The sequence below is a fragment of the Bartonella sp. AA78NXGY genome, assembly GCF_042197005.1.
GTDB lineage: Bacteria > Pseudomonadota > Alphaproteobacteria > Rhizobiales > Rhizobiaceae > Bartonella.
On record NZ_JBHIRI010000001.1, the window covers coordinates 159,192 to 180,135 of the forward strand.

Sequence of the window (20,944 nt, forward strand, 5' to 3'; positions counted from 1 at the left end):
TTATAACAATCATATGCATCATGAAGAGTATTCCCTATAATAAATTTCTCATAAGTTTTAAGAACTTACATGTTTGTATTTTTTACTTTGGTGTTAAAATTTACTCCTTGCGATGGTTAACAAACGCCTTATTTTTTAATAAAAATGAATATCCAATTAATCATTCGTATCAACAGTTTTGAAGAAAAGAAACCTTATAATATAAGGCGCTAACAAGGCTAAAATAATCCATTAAAGATAATGAATACAATAACGCTATATTAGCGAAACGCTAACATCAGAGCAAGATTTTTTTCAAAAGGTTTCTTTAAAGCGCACGCTTTTTACAATTAAAATAGAATACGCTCAAAATACCATTATATTACTCATTTACGTGCTTGTTTTACACAGATATCTTTCAATAATTTCCAAAACTCTCTTATGAAGAATATACACTCTCCATGAATGGTATAAAAGACATTATGCTATCCGTTTTTACTGAAATAGAAGGTACAAAGCGGCACCATCATACTCTTTTTCAGTTTTCAATACGACGATAATGTTTGCATTAAGAGGATTCATATAAAGATATTTCACGCCTTTTTGAAAGTACTTTTATCCGCACACCACCTCCGTTTATGATATATTAACAAACGATTTCAATTGATCCAATATGAATAGGATTAAAATGAGAAACCCTCATAATATTTAGGTTTTTCACTCATGTTGTGAAACGATAAGTTATCATTATAAATCAATATATTGCTTTAATAAAAGATAAAGCATAAAATTTTATATTATGCTTTCTTTGGCTGGCAAGTTTTATTAACCTTAAAGTCAAGGAACACTATTTTTGTGTAATGCGTGCTATGGTCTTTTGGGAAAGCATTTTGTGTAAATGTGTCATAAAGGCGGCGGCAAAAAGCGGTGTTGCTAGATTAATAATAGGAATCGAAACAAAAAGCGCTATCAATAATCCTGCGCCAAAAACTGTTGTGTAATGAGTATGTAAAAAAGCACGCGCATTTTGCTCTGTTCGAAAACGGTAAGCCGCAAACAAGAAATATTCATGACCGAGCAAATAACCATTAATAAGATAAAAAGCAATTAAATTAATACCTGGTATGAAGAATAAAATAAAAGCAATTCCATTACCAAGAAGGCTTAAAATAACAAATTTAAAGGAAATGATAAGAGAACGCTGAAACGGCAAGGCTTGTCCAATAGGCTCGTTTGGGTAATCCTCCTTTTCAATGATTTCAGCAGCAGAGTCAATGAAAAAACCACCAATCATAGCTGTGATGGGTGCAATCAAAAAAGCCAACAAAAGAGCCAACCCAAGATTAAAGATGATAAGCATGCTAAAACCAATCCATCCCGCCCAACTAGGGAGTCCAGGAAGAAATTGAGCAATCCAGGGCCAAAAGTAAGACACAAAAAGTTGGTGCACACATAACCATAAAATGGTGAGAATGAAAAAAGTAACCCCCAATGCTTTCAGTATCATAATACGATATTGCGAGGTCAGAAGACGTTGTAAAGCACGATAAGCAGCAGTAAAAATCATAGATTAATAAACTAAGGAAAGAAGCAAAAAAAACAAGAAATATATTTAAAGTATGTACAGTGTAATTTTTTCTTTCTTTGAATTACAAGATTTTTTTCAAGAACATTATAAAAAACGGTTAAGGTTTCTTTGTTAAAAATAAAGTTTGAATAAATAGAAATTTTGATTTTTAAAAACAAAGAAGAATTTAAAAAGTAGCTGTTGTAGAAGAAATTTTTAGTATTTTTGTACATAGTGTAGATTATTGCGTTTATATGATATATGTAAAAAATTAAGGAATAAGAACTATTTGGGAGAAAAGTTGTTTATTTCTATTTATTCAGTAGAGTTATCTAACTTCGTTTATCTAAATGTTTAATTGTTTTGCACAATTCCTAAAATTCTGTACTTTTCTACTATTTGGCGGCATGCTTTTGCCTCTCGCTTTCAAAAAAATATTGAGTTCAATGGAATAGGGGTAACGTAGTAGCTCCGTAGATATTCTAATTTTGGGCAACAGAATGATTAATATGATAGAAGTGGAAAAAATAAGCTTAGGCGATTGACTGTCAGATCCCATAGAAGAGCAGTTTTTTGAGAAGAAGCAAAGAAAGGGAGAAACCACGGATGCTTAAAAATGATGAGATTTTGAATTTTAAAAGCCATAAGTGCAATGAAGTAAGCATTCATTGAAGCACTTTTCATACAAGTGGTGCACTGTATCAAATAATTTTTAGATAATAACACCACTAATTTATCGAAGAGAATTGATCATTTTCAACTTGAATAAAATCCCAAATATAGAAATATTCTTTAATTTCAAAGACTCTATTCAACATCAAAAAATTATTTACGTACACATTATAGGCGAGACCAATGTATGGATACAAAGCTTTCGATAAAGGAATAAAAATGCTTCTCATGAAACATCACAATGTGAAGATATCATGGATAAAATTCTAGTCTTTGTGGTCTTGGTATTCTGGAGAGAGGACACAGACATTTAATCTTAAAGACCGATCACTGAGGAAAATAATAAAGGCTTCAGTTTCATAAACTTATAGACAGTGGTACAATGAATTTTGTCTACATTCTTTATGAGCGTCAGCATGAAGTATGCTTAAAATTGCATTGAGATGTTATAATATTATTGATTTATACATTATTTTTCATAGCGAATAAGAGCTCAAAATAAAGTTGTCATATTTTCTCATTAGCTGCTCTCATCATGAAACAATCAAAATCATTTATTTGCATATCATAAATATGACCAATATGTGGATAAAAACATTGAAGAAAGAAAATGCTTTTTATAAATTTTATCCATTACAAGAGCTTTGTCAAAATTGATGGTAGCCAAAGTGAATGATAGCTTGTTTTTTTATAAGCTGGCGAGACAGTGGTGCAATAGATCCTGCTTTTATGAAGGCTAGGGTGAGATAGGATTTTTTAAAAAAACATTTCCCAACGCTCATCACACCCATTTCGCAACAGCGTTTGTGAATGGTATATGGGTAAAGCTCTCGTGAATAATATAAAACTTATAGGGCATCACTAACTTTACGCTTAATAAAAAGAGCACGCTGGCACCATCATCCTCAGTGTTGTCCGAGACAAGCCCTTGGTTCTTGAGACGGTCCATTATAAGCGCTTTTAGTTCTTTCTGAAACGTTTTGTATTCATACAGTTATCCTTGTTTACAACGTGCAAGAAAATGATTTTTATTGATTCAACATGAGAGAGATTAGGAATGAGAGAATCTTATGATATCTGGGATTCTAATTTAATATGAACAATGCGATATTATCATTATAAACCAGAAATATTATATACTAATTGAGATGGATAGACACATATTGTCAGTTCTATTTTATAAGGTGTTTTAATATCAACGCGTTTGAAGAGTTCTTATTTGCAAAGGGGTATATTTTCCTCATGAGGAGTAGGTGTTTTGGGGGCAAGAAATGATACAATCACATTTGCTAATTTTTGCGCTACGTGTTGTTTACTCATATGGGGCCATTGTTCAACTTTTTTTCTACTTACGAGATAAACTTGATTTGTATCAGCACCCATGACACTTGTACCATCTAGTTGAAGAGAAATATCATTAGCAAGAATGAAATCAGCTCCTTTTTCAACACATTTTTTTTGCGCATTGGCAATGATATCACATGTTTCAGCAGCAAAACCAATGACCAATGAGGGGCGGTTTGGAGCGTGTCCAATCGTTGCTAAAATGTCAGGATTTTCAACCATATGAAGGGATGGTGGTATTTTATGAGCATTCTTTTTAATTTTGTGTAAAGACTGCGTTTGACTGCGCCAGTCACAAACAGCGGCAACAAAGATAGCACCATCAGCAGGCAATGCGGTTTGAACGGCTTGTAACATCTGTTGTGCTGTTTCAACATGAATGGTTTTTACTTCTTGTGGGTCTGCAAGATTAACAGGTCCACAAATAAGTGTTACTTTTGCACCCAAATGCGCAAGAGCGGTTGCGATGGCATGGCCTTGTTTACCTGAAGACCGATTAGCAATATAACGCACTGGATCAATTGGTTCATGGGTAGGGCCAGAGGTAACGATGAAATGGCGGTCAGAGAGAGGTTTTTCATGCACATTCAAAATAGTCTCTATGGTAGCGACAATAGTTAAAGGTTCGCTCATGCGTCCATATCCTATCTCGTCACGTTCAGCCATATTTCCGATTTCTGGTCCGATGATATGAACGCCATCTGCGCGCAGTTGTGCAACATTGCGAATAGTGGCAGGATGCGCCCACATGGACGGATTCATGGCGGGTGCAATTAAGAGTGGACAGCGTGCCGCTAAAAGAATGCAATCAGTCAGATCATCTCCTATGCCATTGGCTATTTTTGCAATGCGATTGGCTGTAGCAGGGGCTAAAATAATCAGGTCAGCATTACGTGCTAAACGGATATGTCCGATATCGTGTTCTTCTTCGCGTGAAAATAAATCAGTATATACAGTACCACCGCTTAAAGCTTCAGCGGCTAAAGGCGTAATAAACTTTTGCGCTGCTTTTGTCATTACAACTTTTAAATGTGCTCCACGTTCTTGTAAACGGCGAATCAAATCAAGTGCTTTATAGGATGCAATACTTCCACCAATAATAAGAAGGAGAGATTTTGATTTCAATGATTGCATTTCAACAGCGCTAGTATGAAGGGGTTGTGTGGTGAGAGGAGTGGGATTGCTTAAAAGGCGTCGGACTTCTTCTTCCATAGAAATACCATTTTGCGCGGCGCGTATGCGTAAAGCTTCTTTGGTTTCAGGAGACAGGTTACGAATGGTAATACTGGCCATAAAATACCTCCAAGAAATAAAATGATTGCAATGATTTCATTGTTGATATTTTTAGCATATTAAGGAGATTAGAAAAGATGAAAAAAGTAAAAAGTAAGACAAGCGCAACAAAGTGCAATGATAAAAAGACTATAACGACCATAACGGTTTCTATGACTTTGTTCCACAGCAAGTTGTTTGAGGGTAGCAGGAGAAAGATTAAAACCTGTTTTTCTCATTTGATTGAAATCTTCTTCTATCCGTTGGAAATTTTGAACCAATTGTGGTGTTTTGCGTGCCAGCGAAAGGAGAGCTTGTGCTCCTTCACTAAAGTCTTTTGCAACGCCTACGGGTCCTAAATTTTTACTAATCCATTCTTTGACAACGGGTTCAGAAGCTTTCCACATATTAAAAGTGGGGTCTAATGTGCGGGCAACGCCTTCCACAACAACCATCGTTTTTTGCAACAATAAAAGTTCAGGTCGCGTTTGCATGTCAAATAATTCAGTGACTTCAAACAATAAAGTGAGCAATTTAGCCATGGAAATGCTTTGTGCTGATTGTCCGTGAATTGGTTCGCCAATAGCGCGGTTGGCTTGCGCAAAGCTTTCGATATTATGGTGTGAAGGAACATAACCTGCCTCAAAATGGGCGCGTGCAACCCGATGGTAATCGCGGGTAATAAAGCCATAAAGAATTTCAGCAAGGAAATGCTTTTCTTTTTTACCAAGCCTTCCTGTAATGCCTAGGTCAACAGCAACAATACATCCTTTTTCATCTACAAATAAATTACCAGGATGCATATCGGCGTGAAAAAAACCATCACGCAGTGTATGACGAAGAAAAGATTGAATAAGCGTAATAGCAAGCGCCTTCAAATCAAATCCTGCTTCTTTGAGTTTGGAAGTTTCGGATATTCTTATACCATCAATCCATTCCATTGTAAGAACATTACGTCCTGTCCGTTCCCAGTCAATACGTGGAACCCGAAAGCCTGTATCATGTTGAATATTTTCAGCCATTTCAGATATAGCTGCTGCTTCTAAGCGTAAATCCATTTCAAGTCGTGTTGTTTGTGCTAAAGTATCCACCACACAAACAGGACGAAGCCTTCGAGAGGCAGGGATATAGCGCTCTTGTAAATGAGCAATGAGATAGAATCCTCTAAGATCTTTAGAAAAACGTGCTCTGATATTGGGACGAATAACTTTTACAGCACATTTTTTCTTATGGCCAGTTTCATCACTGTATTCAGCTGGATGAACTTGAGCAATAGAAGCGGCGGCAATGGGGGGATAAAAATTTACGAATAAATCATCAATAGAGCGACCAAGAGAACTTTCAATTTGAGCAATAGCGGCAGTGCAAGAAAATGTTTGGACACGATCTTGTAGCTGTGACAAATCTTCCGCAATATCACGCCCAACAATATCAGGTCTTGTGGCAAGAAATTGACCAAGTTTTATGTAAGAGGGTCCAAGCTTATTAATGGCATATGAAATATTTTCAGATCGCTGTTTCTTTTTTGTTTTGCGTCGTGCTAATGCACTCGCTATACGATGACATAGCGCTGGAAATCCTTGAAGATCATCATGAGGAAGAGCACTTAAAACACCTTCACGTGTTAAAACCCATCCTGCACGCATCAATTGAAAGTAAGGGGAAATTTGCACCATTTTTAAATTTTCCAACCTGAATGCAGCGCTGCAATCGCACCGGTGAGATTGCGGTACGATACCCGCGAAAACCCCGCATGCTTGATCATATGGGAAAAATCATCTTGCTTAGGAAATTTGCGGATAGATTCAACCAAATAACGATAAGCATCGCCATCATTTGCGATAAATTGACCTAGCTTAGGGATAGCATGGAAAGACCAAAGATCATAAATTTTATCGAGCCAAGGCATCTCGACATTTGAAAATTCTAAACATAAGAAACGTCCACCGAGCTTTAAAACACGAAAAGCTTCTCTAAGAGCTTGATCAATATGAGGAACATTGCGAATTCCAAAAGCAATCGTGTAAGCGTCAAAGCTTTGATCTTCAAAAGGTAGATTTTCTGCATTGGCTTCAACAAAATCAATCAGAGGGGCAAGACCATTTTTTTGTGCGCGTTTTTTGCCAACGCTGAGCATTGAGCCATTAATATCAAGCACTGTAGCATGGGCTTTTTGGCGTGAAGCATTAAGAATACGAAAAGCAATATCACCTGTACCGCCAGCGACATCAAGAACTTTCCAATGAGAAAGTGCTGGTGGGGAAAGCCAAGCAATCATGGAATTTTTCCACACACGGTGTAGCCCTAAGGATAAGATATCATTCATCTTGTCATAATTTTCAGCAACAGAATGAAACACACCATCCACCATGGATTGTTTTTGTGTTTCATCTACTATTGTAAAACCAAAAGAGTGCTCCATGCCACCCTTGGTTCCTACACGTTCTGTTTCAATTGCCATGTATATGATCTTCCTTATTTTTCTTTTATCGTAAATGAAATAGAGAGGGAATGTTCAACTACGAAAAAACAACGTATAAAACTACGACGTTTACACAGCCAAAAACAGAAGAGTACCTTTAGATATCAAGATTGGCAACGCTTAAGGCATTGTCTTGAATAAAAATACGTCTAGGTTCAACTTCATCACCCATGAGACGAGAAAAGAGTGAATCTGCATCGGTTGCATCATTAATCTTTACTTGTAAAAGAGAACGTGCATTGGGATCAAGCGTTGTTTCCCAAAGTTGTTCAGCATTCATTTCCCCAAGACCTTTATAACGTTGAAGAGTAACACCTTTTTTACCGTTTGTAAAAATGCTCTCTAAAAGGCTCATAGGACCAAAAATACGCTCTGTTTTATCTTTGCGACGTAAAAGAACAGGAGGATGATATATGTCGATAAAATTTTGAGAAATGCGATCAATTTGGCGTGCGTCAGTTGAATTTATAAGTCCCACATCAAGCGTAACAACATCTTTAACACCACGCAAAATACGCTCAAAACATAAACTTCCATCTGCTGTATATTGTCCACTCCAACCTTGTTCCATATCATCAGCAATCAGATTAAGACGGTGTGCTGTAGTATCTGCTATTTTTTGCGCTTTTTCTTGTGTTGCAAAGACTTCAAGATTAAAAGCGCCAGCAATTGCTGCTTGTTCAACAATATTACGGTCATAACGGGTATGAAGACCATTTAAAAGTTGACGTAATATACGAGCATCTTTAGCGAGTTGATACAAATCAGCCCCTGCACGAACTTCTCCCGTTGAAAGCTCAAGCGTTGTTTCTTCTAATCCAGTATCGATCAAGAATTCTTCAAACGCTGCTTCATTTTTAATATATTGGGAAGATTTTCCACGCGATACTTTATAAAGAGGAGGCTGAGCAATATAAAGATGTCCACGTTCAATCAACTCGGGCATTTGTCTAAAAAAGAAAGTGAGCAGCAGAGTACGAATATGGGCTCCATCAACGTCCGCATCCGTCATGATAATAATCTTATGATAACGTAATTTATCCGGCGAAAATTCATCCTTACCGATAGACGTTCCAAGAGCTGTAATAAGTGTTCCAATCATATCAGATGAGAGCATGCGGTCGAAACGTGCTCGTTCAACATTGAGGATTTTACCACGAAGGGGTAAAATTGCTTGATTTTGACGTGAGCGCCCACTTTTTGCTGAACCGCCAGCCGAATCCCCCTCGACAATAAAGATTTCTGATTTTGCGGGATCTCGTTCTTGGCAATCGGCAAGCTTTCCTGGTAGAGAAGTGATATCAAGCGCCCCTTTTCGTCTTGTGAGTTCACGTGCTTTGCGTGCTGCTTCACGTGCTGTTGCAGCTTCTACCACTTTACTAATGAGAAGTTTTGCTTCATGAGGATGTTCTTCCAGCCATATTGAAAGACCTTCATTGACCAAACTTTCAACAATAGGGCGCACTTCAGAAGAGACTAACTTATCCTTTGTTTGTGAAGAAAATTTTGGATCAGGAACTTTGACAGAAAGAATAGCTGTTAATCCTTCACGGCAGTCATCACCGGTTAAGTTCACTTTTTCTTTTTTAGCAATACCTGAAGATTCAGCATAGCCATTAATTTGGCGTGTAAGGGCACTTCTGAAACCTATCAAATGCGTTCCACCGTCACGCTGAGGGATATTATTGGTAAAACACAAGACCTTCTCATGATAGGAATCATTCCACCACAGGGCAACATCAACGCTCATACCATCCTTTTCACTTGCAATATAAATAGGAGTATCAAGCAGAGCTTTTTTTGATTGATCAATATATTTCACAAACTCTATTAATCCACCTTCATAATGCAATTCAACGGATTTAATATCAGCATGACGCTCGTCAACAAGAAGAATATAAACCCCAGAATTTAGAAAAGCTAATTCCCGTAAACGACGCTCTAAAGTTTCAAAATCAAACTCAACCATAGTAAAGGTTTCAGAGCTTGGTAAAAATCTAATTTCTGTTCCACTTTCTTGATCGCAATCGCCAACAACTTTTAATGGAGCATCAGCTACCCCGTGGGTAAATGATATTTCATGAATTTTACCATTGCGTTTGATTTGCAATTTAAGCCAAACGGATAATGCATTCACAACAGAGACGCCAACACCGTGTAATCCGCCTGAAACTTTATAAGAGTTTTGATCAAACTTTCCACCGGCATGAAGCTGTGTCATAATAACTTCAGCGGCAGAAATACCTTCTGTTGGATGGATATCTGTCGGAATTCCACGTCCATTATCACGAACAGAACAAGAACCATCAGCATGGAGTGTGACGTTTACAAGAGTTGCATGACCGGCTAAAGCTTCATCGATAGCATTGTCTACAACTTCATAGACCATATGGTGTAACCCCGATCCATCATCAGTGTCACCGATATACATACCAGGACGTTTGCGTACAGCATCAAGACCTTTGAGAACTTTGATAGAAGCGGCATCATAGTTATTGCTTTGTGCTGGTGAGGTTATTTCATCACTCATAAGTTAGTCCATTCCTGTGTTCAATTTACAATATTTTATCCGCTTTTTTTAAAGCTCAATGTTCTGATCAGTTATTTATGGAATAACCACATTAAATATTTACCGTATATCGGATCTAGATTCAATATCTGTCGATATATAATGGAGAGAATGATAAAATGATAGTGTACTGCTATGCTGTAAAACACTAGGGCGGTGATATAAGGCGAATAAACACTTATGACTTATACAAAAAGCTGTTTCATAAACGATGCTATTTACTTTGTTTATTTTTGCATATGCGTAATGTTTCAGAATTAGTTATGCATTTTTGTGTTACACTAATAAAGGTCTCACTTGTTTTATCCATAAATCAATTTTTCAATCCTAATTCTACCATATATTTAAAACAAAGGTTGCGAGCTCTCTAAGCAGTTCAAACTTTTGTATGTTAGATTGAGGCGAAAATATTGTGTATATTGGTTTGTGTCATCTTTAAAATGTGAAAAAAGCTTCATTTGAGGAAAATATAAATGCGTAAATGTAAAAACACGTTTCCACGATCATCTTTTATATTCAACTTTACAATTTAAAAAAACGTCTACGGTGATGTTTTTGAATAATGAGGGTAATGACGAATTATCTTACGCTTTTGTTTCTTGCATTCTCGTGAGGTTGCATCGCTCATTCAAAACAAAACGCCATTGTACTGTTTATTCACGCGCTTTTTTAAGGAGCATCTCTCAATGTTCCCAAACTCATTTTACAACGATGTTTGAATAGTATAACGCAAAATACCCTGTGAATACTACAAGATTTATGTCCCCCATCTTTCCCATCGTGACAATAAAGTGCAAATCAGAATCATCATTTTATTTTTCAGCTCTTAAATGTTGATGCAACCTTAATGTTGAGAAAACCCTCGGCATTTGAGGGGTATTTTTACTCTTTTCTTCAATAGTATCTATATACTTCCCAAGTTGTGATACGCAAGGAAATGGTCTTAATATTTTAAGATACGCAATAAAGTATATACAGCTTATTTCTTATATTAAAAAATTAAATCGCTTTTCTCTAAAATTACTTTTTATATATTCATTTTGGAAAATTAACATCAGAAATCTAAGCATTTTCAATGGTTTCAAAAATAGCAAGAATTTTATTTATTAAACGCCAGATATTTTGGTGAAGTGCGTTAGATAATAGTTAAGAAGTGTTGCATCTTAGTTTTGAAAAATGGGGGAGAGATTTTGAAAATAAAAAAATCTATATATGTGAAACATCTTCAATTGCGTTTACAGTACTTTTTATTCAATAATCCATACAATATTTTTATTCGTATTTTATTTGTAGCGGGGGGGGTTCTATTTTCCTCTTACGCAGAAGCTGAAAGGTTGCCTTCTTTTTTTGATTCGCATGAACATTTGGTACAACCTGATACAACGGATATCTTTCGTTTGCGTTTTGTAACAACTTTTGATTTTCCTCCTTTTAATTTTATTGATCAATCGGGGTATCTTGCAGGTTATAATATCGATTTATTGCGTGCTATTTGCTCAAAATTAAAATTAGAGAAGCTTTGTGAAATAGAAGTGATTCCTTGGAAAGAGCTTTTAGAACATGTTAAAAATGGTGGTGCAGAAGTCATTATTGCGGGTTTAAAAGAAACAAGTAAAACCCAGCAAGATCTTGTTTTTACAAAGTCATATTTGCGCTTTCCAGCGCGATTTGTTGCTTCTCGACGTTTAAATCTCGATGAGCCAATAAGCGATCAATTGATACATTTAACCAGTGGTGTTTTGTCTAAAAGTGTTCACGAAAAACTCTTTCAATATTATTTTCCTAAAGCCAAATGGCAAGGGTTTAAAAAGAGAGAAGAGCTCTATAAAGCATTACAAGAGCGTAAAATTGACCTTATTTTTGATGATGGATTTGCTTTATCATTATGGTTCAAAAAACAAAAATCTGTTGATTGCTGCCATTTTGTTGGGGGGGCATATATGGCGCCACAGTTATTGGGGCAAGGAATGCAGCTTGCTGTTGCAAAAAAGAATGAAAAATTGGTTGATATACTCAATTATGCGCTGAAATCTCTAGAAGAGGATGGTAAACTTACAGAACTTTATTTGCGTTATTTTCCAATAAGTTTTTTTGATGAGTAGTTTTTTAATTAAGGGCTGTTAATCTTTCTGCGCCTAGTCGATAGGAAATAGCTTCTGCGAGATGATAGCGTGAAAGAGTATCTGATCCGTCAAGATCAGCAATTGTGCGTGCAACTTTGAGAATGCGATGATAAGCGCGTGCGGAGAGGTGCATTTTTTCACTCACATCTCGTAAGAGTATGGTCGCACTTTTATCAGGAATGGCAATCTGTTCTATAATTTTGGCAGGGCAATCGCCATTGGTACGAATATGATCAAACCCCATTGTTGAAAAACGTTTAGCTTGAATGGTACGGCACCGTGCGACGCGTTTGGCAACGTCGCAGCTTTTTTCTGATTGTTCTGGTTGCATAAGGTCCATAGCCGTCAAAGCAGGGACATCAATCCGTAAATCAATTCGGTCAAGCAGAGGACCAGAAATACGGGACTGATAATCGATTTGACAGCGTATCCCTTTAGGGCAAACATGGTCTTTTTCGCCTGCCATACCACAACGGCAAGGATTCATTGCGGCAATAAGTTGGAAGCGAGCAGGATAGCTAATATGGTGATTAGCGCGGGCGATAACTGACTCCCCACTTTCTAAAGGTTGACGAAGAGAATCAAGAACCTGTGGAGAAAATTCAGGCAATTCATCAAGGAATAACACACCATTATGAGCAAGGGAGACCTCTCCCGGTCGTCCTTTAAGCCCTCCACCAATCATTGCGGCCATGGAAGCAGAATGATGTGGGGAACGAAAGGGACAATGAAGTGAAATGGTATTATGAACCGTTTCTCCTGTAATAGAAGCAATCAGAGAGACATCTAAAAGCTCACGGCTATCAAGAGGTGGCAAAATGGAAGGTAAGCGTTGCGCTAGCATAGATTTTCCAGCACCAGGGGGACCTACAAACAAAAGGTTATGGCGTCCAGCAGCACAAACTTCTAAGGCACGTTTGGCTGTTTTTTGTCCTTTGATTTCGCAAAGATCTGGAAGTTCAGTTTCGATAGTATATTGGCGCGGTTGTGGACGTTTTTGAATTTGGGTTCCTTTGAAATGGTTGACTATAGTGAGCAGAGTCTCTGGGGCAAGAATATTTATTTCTGCATTTGCCCATGCTGCTTCAGGTCCACATTGGAAGGGACAAATCAGTCCTTTATCGAGTGATAAAGCTGTCATGGCAGCTGGTAAAACACCATTAACGGCGGTAAGTGAACCATCCAGTGATAATTCTCCTAAAATGACATAGTCTTGAGCTACTTCGGGAGGGAGGATTCCCATAGCAAGCATTAAGCCTACGGCGATTGGCAAATCATAATGCGATCCCTCTTTAGGCAAATCAGCTGGTGCAAGATTAATCGTAATTCGTTTAGTAGGCATAGAAAGTCCACAAGCGTGGAGGGCTGCTTGTACACGTTCACGGCTTTCTGCAACTGCTTTATCAGCTAATCCAACAATAGCCATTCCTATTTTACCAGACGAAATCATAACCTGTACATCGACAGGGACTGCTTCTAGACCGCGAAAAGCAACAGTTGTAATACGTGCGATCATTTATTTATTTTCCCCCTTTAGACTTGGTAGAGACAATCATATCTATTTATAAAAATCAAGAAGCATCTCTATAGCTTTTTTTATAGAGAGAACTATATACGTGGGCAGTTTTTTAGCATTCCCATGGAAAGTCATTTGTACAAATTTAACCATGATGATATGGGACGCAATAAAACATTTATAATAAGCTAAATAAATATGTTAAGAAAAAAAGAATGAGGCTGTTCGTGTTATACAACAGTGCAAAATTTTATGAAAATATAAGGGGAGGATAACGTTATGTATCGCAGAGTGTTATTTGATGTGATAAAACGTGTAAAATGTGCAAAGTAATTATATTTACCTTTCTTATTTTTATATTATTTAAAGCGTAGTAGATGCAAAGTGTATTATAAGGTATCTGATTTTATGGTATACCAGACAAGAATTTTGTTAAAATCAGGGACTGTGCGCTGTGTATTTATAGGCTTGTGTTTTACTTTTTCTTTTCCACAGCCACTTGCTGCATTTGATTTTTTCGGCATCCCTTTTTTTGGTCAAAAGAAAACAAATTCTTCTTCACATTATACCAAAAGTACAGAGAAATTTTATAAAGTTGATGTTGTTGCACCGCCAGGTGCACCATTAGAAGGTATAAAAATAGTTAAATCTGTTTCTTCTCTTGTTGCTGATAAAGAGAAAGCATCCGCCAGTTCTTCTGGTTTGCTCGCCAAGGCGCGTTCAGATTATCGAGCAATTCTTTCTGCTCTTTATGCTGATGGACGCTATGGTGGTGTTATTAGTATTAAAATTAATGGCTTAGAAGTCGCTGATTTAAGTCCGGTAACTCAACTTCCAGCACAATCGAATATCGTTATTACAATTAATGCTGGTCCACAATATGTTTTTAGTATTGCCAATATTGATAAAGTAGCTCCGTTTGAAAAACGTAAAGCGCATAAAATGCCCACAATTGAAGAATTGGGCTATAAATTTGGGGCTATTGCTAAATCTGAAACCATTTTGAAAGCAGAAAAATGGGCGATAGAAGGATGGCGGCAACAAGGTTATGCTAAAGCTAAAATTATGAAGAGTGAGGTCGTGGCTGACCATGCTGCGTTGCGTGTTGAAGGACGGATTGTTGTTGCTCCTGGACAAAAGGCTTATTATGGTCCTTTAAGTGTGCGTAATATAAGTAAGAAACCACGTGTAGATTCAGCTTATATCGCGTGGATGACCGGATTGAAACCAGGGCAGATATACGATTCTGATGCGTTAGCTAAGGCAAATGAACGTCTTGCGCGCCTTGGTGTTTTTCGTGCTATCAATATACGTGAGGCTGATACTATTAATCTAGATGGTAGTTTACCGCTTGCACTTGTTGTACAAGAACGTAAACCGCGTCGTTTTGGTGTAGGCGGTAGCTATTCAACTTTAGACGGTGCTGGTTTTGAGACTTATTGGATGCATAACAATCTTTTGGGTCATGCAGAGACTCTTAAAATTGAAACAAAAATAAGTGGTGTTGGTAGCAATAAAAAGCAATCATATAATTTTAAAAATTTTGATTATCTTTTCGGTGCTACATTTGTAAAGCCCGGTGTACTCACGCCAGATACAGATTTCAGGTCAGAATTAAAAATACAACAAGATGTTTTAGAAAATTATACGACAAAAGCCATCAAAGGAAAATTAGGTATTACGCATATTTTTAATGGTAATCTATCGGGACAGGCTGCTGTAGAAGTTTCAAATGGTTATTCACGTGATATCTATTTTGGGAGCCGTAATTTTACAACAATCGGTTTCCCTAGCGGTTTGATTTACGATAGTCGTAATAATAAGTTTAATGCAACAAAAGGTTTATATGGTGAAGTTTTCATTGAGCCTTTTTATGAGATGCGTTTTAGCAACTTTGTTGCAAAAGTAACAGCAGAAGGTCGTTCTTATTGGGCGTTGGATGAAGGGGATCGTTTTGTTGTTGCTGCGCGGGCAAAGCTTGGTACAATTCTTGGGAATGATACAGCACAAGTACCCGCAAATACGCTTTTTTTTGCTGGTGGTGGGGGCTCTGTTCGTGGTTATGCTTACCGTAATATTGGTATCAAAACAGAAAATGATGGGGTTGTTGGTGGACGGGCGCTTATTGAGGGGTCAGCAGAATTGCGTGTTTCTTTAAATGATAAAATAGGGTTTGTCAGTTTTCTTGATGGAGGTTTAGTAGGGAAAAAGGCGAATTTTGATTTTTCTCAAAAAATTAAATGGGGAGCCGGTATAGGAGGTCGTTATATGACGGGTCTTGGTCCTTTACGCGTTGATTTAGCCTTTCCTTTAAAGAGAGAGAAGGGTGACCCTCGCATTGGTTTTTATGTGGGTATAGGGCAAGCATTTTAATGAAAAAAGGTGTACGTTTATCAGCTTTCTTCTTTGTATTTTTGTTTTTTGGGGTGGGTGGTTTTGTTTTTGCGCAAAGAGGAGACATTCTTCCCTCTAGCGAAATGAAAACAGATGATCGCTCATGGTTTGTTTCTTTAATTGAACGAAAGCTTTCAGCGCCTAATCGTCAAGTTCGTTTACACAATATGCAAGGGACACTGTCTTCTCAAACATCAATTGATACTATTACTGTCAGTGATAAAAAAGGGGTTTGGCTTAAAATTACCAATGCTAAAATGGATTGGAATCGTCTAGCGTTGCTGAGAGGGCGGATGGATATTAACCAGCTTTCGGCAGAACAGGTTACATTTTTACGCAAACCGCAAGGCAATTCTTCTTTTGTTTCTTCCCTTGAGACTGGTAAATTCTCTTTACCAAAATTACCGCTTGCTCTTTCTATCAATACGCTTACAGCTCAACATGTGACATTTGAACAGAATCTTTTTGGTTTTTCTGCTGATATGTCCTTAAAAGGCAATTTCACCTTGGCTGGTGGTAATTTTGATGTCGATATAGCGGCGCATCGTTTAGATGCACCGGGTTCTTTTTCTGTTCTCACCAAGATATCTGATAGTAATCGTACAGCTCAAATTGATATTTCTGCTAACGAACCACAAAATGGTATTTTGGCGAATATTTTTAACATTGAACAACGTCCAGCATTAAGTCTCGTCGTGAAAGGTGATGGTACTTTTGATGATTTGGTTATCAAACTTTCTTTAGAGTCCGATCATCATTCTATTTTAGATGGTAATGTTATTCTTGCAAGTGTTCCAGAAGGACAGAGTTTTTCTACGAAATTAGAGGGAACACTGAGCCCTTTAATACCTGTTCAATATCGTAGTCTCTTCGAATCTGATATAACATTAAAAGCAAAGGCAAGAAGAACAAAAGAAGGTGTGACACACCTTGATCAGATGGTTATTCAGAACAAAGCAATGAATGTTATAGCCAATGCTGAAATAACCGCTGATGGATTCTTGCGACGGCTTTTTGTTGATGGCAAAATGGCTCTTGATAACGAAAAGGAGTCTATTCATTTACCTATATCAGAAGTGCCAAAACCTGCGAATACTCTTGCTTTGAACATTGACTATGGTCGCGAAGGTCAACAATCTTGGAATGGGCGGTTGGTTGTAAATCATTTAAGCAATAAAAATATTTATATTCGCGATGCAATTTTTGATATGGGAGGAGTAAGCGAAAATCTTGATAATGCAGCTTCTCGTCATGTTGGTGTTCAGGTTAAAGGGACGCTTCAAGGGGTTAAAAAGATTAAGGGAGCGTTAGTAGAAAATTTAAGCCAAGCGGTTCATGTGCATTTAGATACGGATATTGTTTCGAACAAACCAATTTTGATTCATGATCTGAGTGTTACGGCTCAGGGTTTTTCTTCTTGGTTAAAAGGGACAATGGAGAATTTTGTTTTTAAAGGCGATCTCGGTTTAAAAGCTCAAACATTAACTCCTTTGGAAGTGTTCAGTAAACAATCACTTTCTGGTAATGCAGATATTAAAGCCAAAGGAACGATCAGTTTATTGAGTGGCATTTTTGATCTCCAATTATCAGGAATGGCTGACGATATGAAAATAGGCGTGCAGTCTTTTGATCGTTTATTCAAAGGAAATACTACTCTTTCAGGTGGCACTGCTCGAAATACAAAGGGCTTCACTTTACGTCATTTTAATTTGAAAAATCAATATACAAATATAGAGGCTAATGGTTATTTTTCAGATGAAAGCGCTAAAATGGATCTATCTGCTCAAATATCTGATTTGTCCAAATTAGACTCAAAGATAAGCGGTGCACTTACAATTCAAAGTACGGCGAGAGGGCGCAATAGCCATATAAAACTAAATACGCGTGCCCATATTTCTGAAGCATTAATTGTAGGGAAGAAACTTCAAAACACAACATTTAACATAGATGCATTTGTAGATAATACAGCACCAGTTACTTCTTTAACAGGGGTGGTAAAGGGTGAAGGAATTTTTGCTAAGAAACCTTTGCATTTATCGGCCTCTTTTGAAGATTCTCATAAAATTCGAAAACTTGAAAATATCGATATTAGAGGGGGAAGTGCAAAAATAACGGGTGATCTTTCTCAACAACTTGGCGGTTTTTTGAAAGGAGCGCTGCATATTGATGCCGATGATATTTCCGTACTTTCAGCGTTATTTTTGCAGGATGGTAGTGGAAAAGTAAAAGGAGATTTTATTTTTGATGAACAAAATGGCAGACAAAAAACCAATGTGAAGGCGCATGTTAACCATTTGAATTTTTCCAAGAATAAAATAAAAAAATTGGCAATAGATGCTGACATATTCGATCCTTTTGGCATGACTCAGTTTGAAGGAGTTATCAATGCAGAACATATTCAAACACCTTTGGTAATGGTCAATCGTTTAAATGCTCACGCTGATAGGAATAATGGACAAACGGTTTTTACTGTCCAGGCGATGTTGCATGATACTCTCAATGCAAGGCTTTCTGGTCGTTTAATGGTTGAGGAACTTCCAGAAAGTATAAAACGAGAAGTGCAAATTGAAGCTGTGGACTTAAAACAACATACTTTTCATGCAACATTGCCGAAGCCATCTATAATTTCTTTTGATAAAGATGGAATGACAATCAATGAATTAGGAATTGCAATAAATGGGGGCAACATCATCTTAGCAGGAAATATTCAAGATACCCTGAATTTACAACTTACAATGAATGCCCTTCCTGCTACTTTAGTCAATTTGTGGAAATCCGATCTTGGTGCAGCAGGGAGTGTAACAGGGCAGGTTATGATTCGTGGTCATTTAAAAAAACCTGATATAACTTACGATATAAAAGGTGAGGGACTGACAACCGTTGCTTTTCAAGATAAAAAAATTATGCCTTTTTCTCTTTCTGCTACGGGAAACACTGTAGATCAAAATCTTACTTTGAATGCAAATTTAACAGGAGAAGGAGTACAAGCACAAGCTCAGGGGCGTGTATCTCTAGAGAAAAATGCGCTTGATCTTCATATTAATTTGCAAAATTTATCTGCACGTTTGGCGAATGGTTTTATTGCAGGACAAGCGCTTGATGGGACAGTGATAGGTAAAGTTGATATTGGTGGAACAATGAAGGATCCATCTGCTCATTTTGAGCTTTCTAGTCAAAATTTAACCGCTATGACGCATAAAGGACCGATGTCAATCAATATAAATGCTCGTGGTTCTTATAAAAAATCGACATTTCATATTGAAAATATGATAGCTACTGGAGATAAAGGATTAGATCTTTCCATCCATGGGCCTGTATCTCTTAATGGTTCAGAGGCAAAATTAAACGTTAAAGGGATAATGCCTCTTGATTTTGTTAATCTCTTATTAGCTAAGCGTGGTGCACATATAACGGGTACAGCAAGAATTGATACAGCTCTTAATGGGTCATTATCAAAGCCACAATTAATAGGAAATATTTCTATAGGCGACGGTAGCTTTTTTGATTCACAAACAAATGTAGGATTAAATAATATAACGATTGAAGGCAAATTGAAAGGTGATCATATCCTTATAGAAAAAGCTTCAGCTTCTTCGTTTGAGGGGGGAGGAATTTCTGCTTCAGGTCGTATCTCTAATGGTCTAGAGACAGATTTGATATTTCATCTTGATAATGCCAATTATAATGATGGTTCTATGATTCTGGCAACATTATCAGGTGAGATGACAATGACAGGTCATTTTTTAAATAGTCTTGTTCTTGGTGGTGATATCATCGTTGAAAAAGCTGAAGTTTTTGTTCCTGATCATTTTAAAAATGCCAAGTTTCTTGATGTTAGAAATAAGAATTTAACTAAATCGATTCAAACAACACTTGAACGTGCTGATGTTAAGAACACGAACAAAAGCAAAAGCCGTATAGTTACACAAGAATCTTCATCTGTCGTGCTATCAAATATGCGTATTACAGCACGCAATCAATTTTTTGTACGCGGAAAAGGCTTAGATGCTGAACTGGGAGGACGCATTAATCTAGCAGGTCCATTGAATGATGTGCATCCAGTTGGTGAATTTAGAATGATTCGTGGACGTTTTGATATCTTGTCGCAACGTCTTAATTTTGATCAAGGACAAGCGAGTTTTAGTGGTAATCTTAATCCTACGGTTTATTTTGTAACCAACAATAACAGTGGTGATATTCGCGTCACTGTAACTGTAAGTGGGACGGTTGATAATCTTGATATTAATTTTTCATCACAACCAAATTTGCCTCAGGATGAGATTTTGGCGCGTTTGATTTTTAAACGCTCTCTTAATGAATTATCACCATTTCAGATTGCTCAACTTGCAGCAGCAGCGGCTGATCTTGCAGGTAGTTCTAATACATCTTTGTTGAATACTTTACGAACTAAAATTGGACTTGATGATCTTGATGTTATCGTTAATGAGAAAGGGAATACAGGCTTACGTATTGGACGCTACATACACAATAATATTTATTTGGGCTTTGAAGCAGGGTCTGATGGAACGACGAAAGGGACAATTAATTTAGATATTTCGCGTCATCTCAAAGCTAAAGGTGCCATAGGAAATGAACAAAATTCTAGTATAGGTCTCTTTTATGAAAGAGATTATTAAAGATTGAATTTTAAAAAAACAATTTCTTTGTTTTTTGTCTCTCATTTCTAAATCTGAGGAAGGAGGCATAGACTAGAAATCCTATAAAAGAAGAAGCTTTTTGTTGAGGCGTGAAGAGATATATCTGAAATATTTGATTTTTGTTATGCTATTCTCTAAAGGGACAAAATCTTCACGAAAGATAGTATGTTATTTTGCTGCTATATATTTATTTTAGAGAAATACCTTACCTTGTTTTCAAGCCCATATCGTGCTGTTGCCTAAAGAATGTAGTGTGTGCAATATATTGATTTATAAAGATAATTTATTGTTATTCAACTTGAATTAGAACTTTGAATATCGTACGAATCTCTTTCGTATTGAATCAATCAAAATCATTCGGCTTGTAT

Annotated in this window: 9 protein-coding genes; 3 read left to right on the forward strand and 6 right to left on the reverse strand. The window is 37.0% G+C overall.

Annotated elements, in window-relative coordinates; translation table 11 throughout:
* Nucleotides 1-826 precede the first annotated feature (826 nt).
* The 5 genes from ACFINL_RS00645 to gyrB form a co-directional block, all read right to left on the reverse strand.
* Nucleotides 827-1,546 (reverse strand): sulfate transporter family protein, encoded by a 720-nt coding sequence (locus ACFINL_RS00645; RefSeq protein ID WP_375611367.1) that lies wholly within the window; start codon nucleotides 1,544-1,546, stop codon nucleotides 827-829.
* Nucleotides 1,547-3,433: 1,887 nt separating this feature from the next.
* The gene (gene coaBC, locus ACFINL_RS00650) at nucleotides 3,434-4,855 is read right to left on the reverse strand and encodes a bifunctional phosphopantothenoylcysteine decarboxylase/phosphopantothenate--cysteine ligase CoaBC (protein ID WP_375612794.1); all 1,422 of its coding nucleotides are present in this window, start codon (nucleotides 4,853-4,855) and stop codon (nucleotides 3,434-3,436) included.
* Nucleotides 4,856-4,923: 68 nt separating this feature from the next.
* Nucleotides 4,924-6,510 (reverse strand): 2-polyprenylphenol 6-hydroxylase, encoded by a 1,587-nt coding sequence (gene ubiB, locus ACFINL_RS00655; RefSeq protein ID WP_375608982.1) that lies wholly within the window; start codon nucleotides 6,508-6,510, stop codon nucleotides 4,924-4,926.
* A 2-nt stretch (nucleotides 6,511-6,512) separates the two neighbouring features.
* The gene (ubiE, locus tag ACFINL_RS00660; RefSeq protein ID WP_375612796.1) at nucleotides 6,513-7,295 is read right to left on the reverse strand and encodes a bifunctional demethylmenaquinone methyltransferase/2-methoxy-6-polyprenyl-1,4-benzoquinol methylase UbiE; all 783 of its coding nucleotides are present in this window, start codon (nucleotides 7,293-7,295) and stop codon (nucleotides 6,513-6,515) included.
* Between the two features lie 118 nt (nucleotides 7,296-7,413).
* Nucleotides 7,414-9,846, reverse strand: coding sequence for a DNA topoisomerase (ATP-hydrolyzing) subunit B (gene gyrB, locus ACFINL_RS00665; RefSeq protein ID WP_375611371.1), 2,433 nt, complete (start codon nucleotides 9,844-9,846; stop codon nucleotides 7,414-7,416).
* 1,229 nt (nucleotides 9,847-11,075) lie between these two features.
* On the opposite strand from gyrB, the gene ACFINL_RS00670 reads away from it, so the two are divergent.
* Nucleotides 11,076-11,987 carry a transporter substrate-binding domain-containing protein gene (locus ACFINL_RS00670; RefSeq protein ID WP_375649007.1) on the forward strand — a complete coding sequence of 304 codons (912 nt, stop codon included), beginning with the start codon at nucleotides 11,076-11,078 and terminating at the stop codon, nucleotides 11,985-11,987.
* 4 nt (nucleotides 11,988-11,991) lie between these two features.
* Here the strand turns inward: ACFINL_RS00670 and ACFINL_RS00675 are convergent, their stop codons facing one another.
* Nucleotides 11,992-13,524, reverse strand: coding sequence for a YifB family Mg chelatase-like AAA ATPase (locus ACFINL_RS00675; protein WP_375611373.1), 1,533 nt, complete (start codon nucleotides 13,522-13,524; stop codon nucleotides 11,992-11,994).
* A 408-nt stretch (nucleotides 13,525-13,932) separates the two neighbouring features.
* Here ACFINL_RS00675 and ACFINL_RS00680 point away from each other — a divergent pair, with 408 nt between their 5' ends.
* Entirely contained in the window at nucleotides 13,933-15,897 is a 1,965-nt protein-coding gene (locus tag ACFINL_RS00680; RefSeq protein WP_375611374.1) for an autotransporter assembly complex family protein, read from the forward strand.
* On the forward strand, nucleotides 15,897-20,555 hold the full coding sequence (locus tag ACFINL_RS00685; RefSeq protein WP_375649012.1) for a translocation/assembly module TamB domain-containing protein: 4,659 nt from the start codon (nucleotides 15,897-15,899) through the stop codon (nucleotides 20,553-20,555). The genes ACFINL_RS00680 and ACFINL_RS00685 overlap by 1 nt, the downstream gene beginning before the upstream one ends.
* The last annotated feature ends 389 nt before the right edge of the window (nucleotides 20,556-20,944 follow it).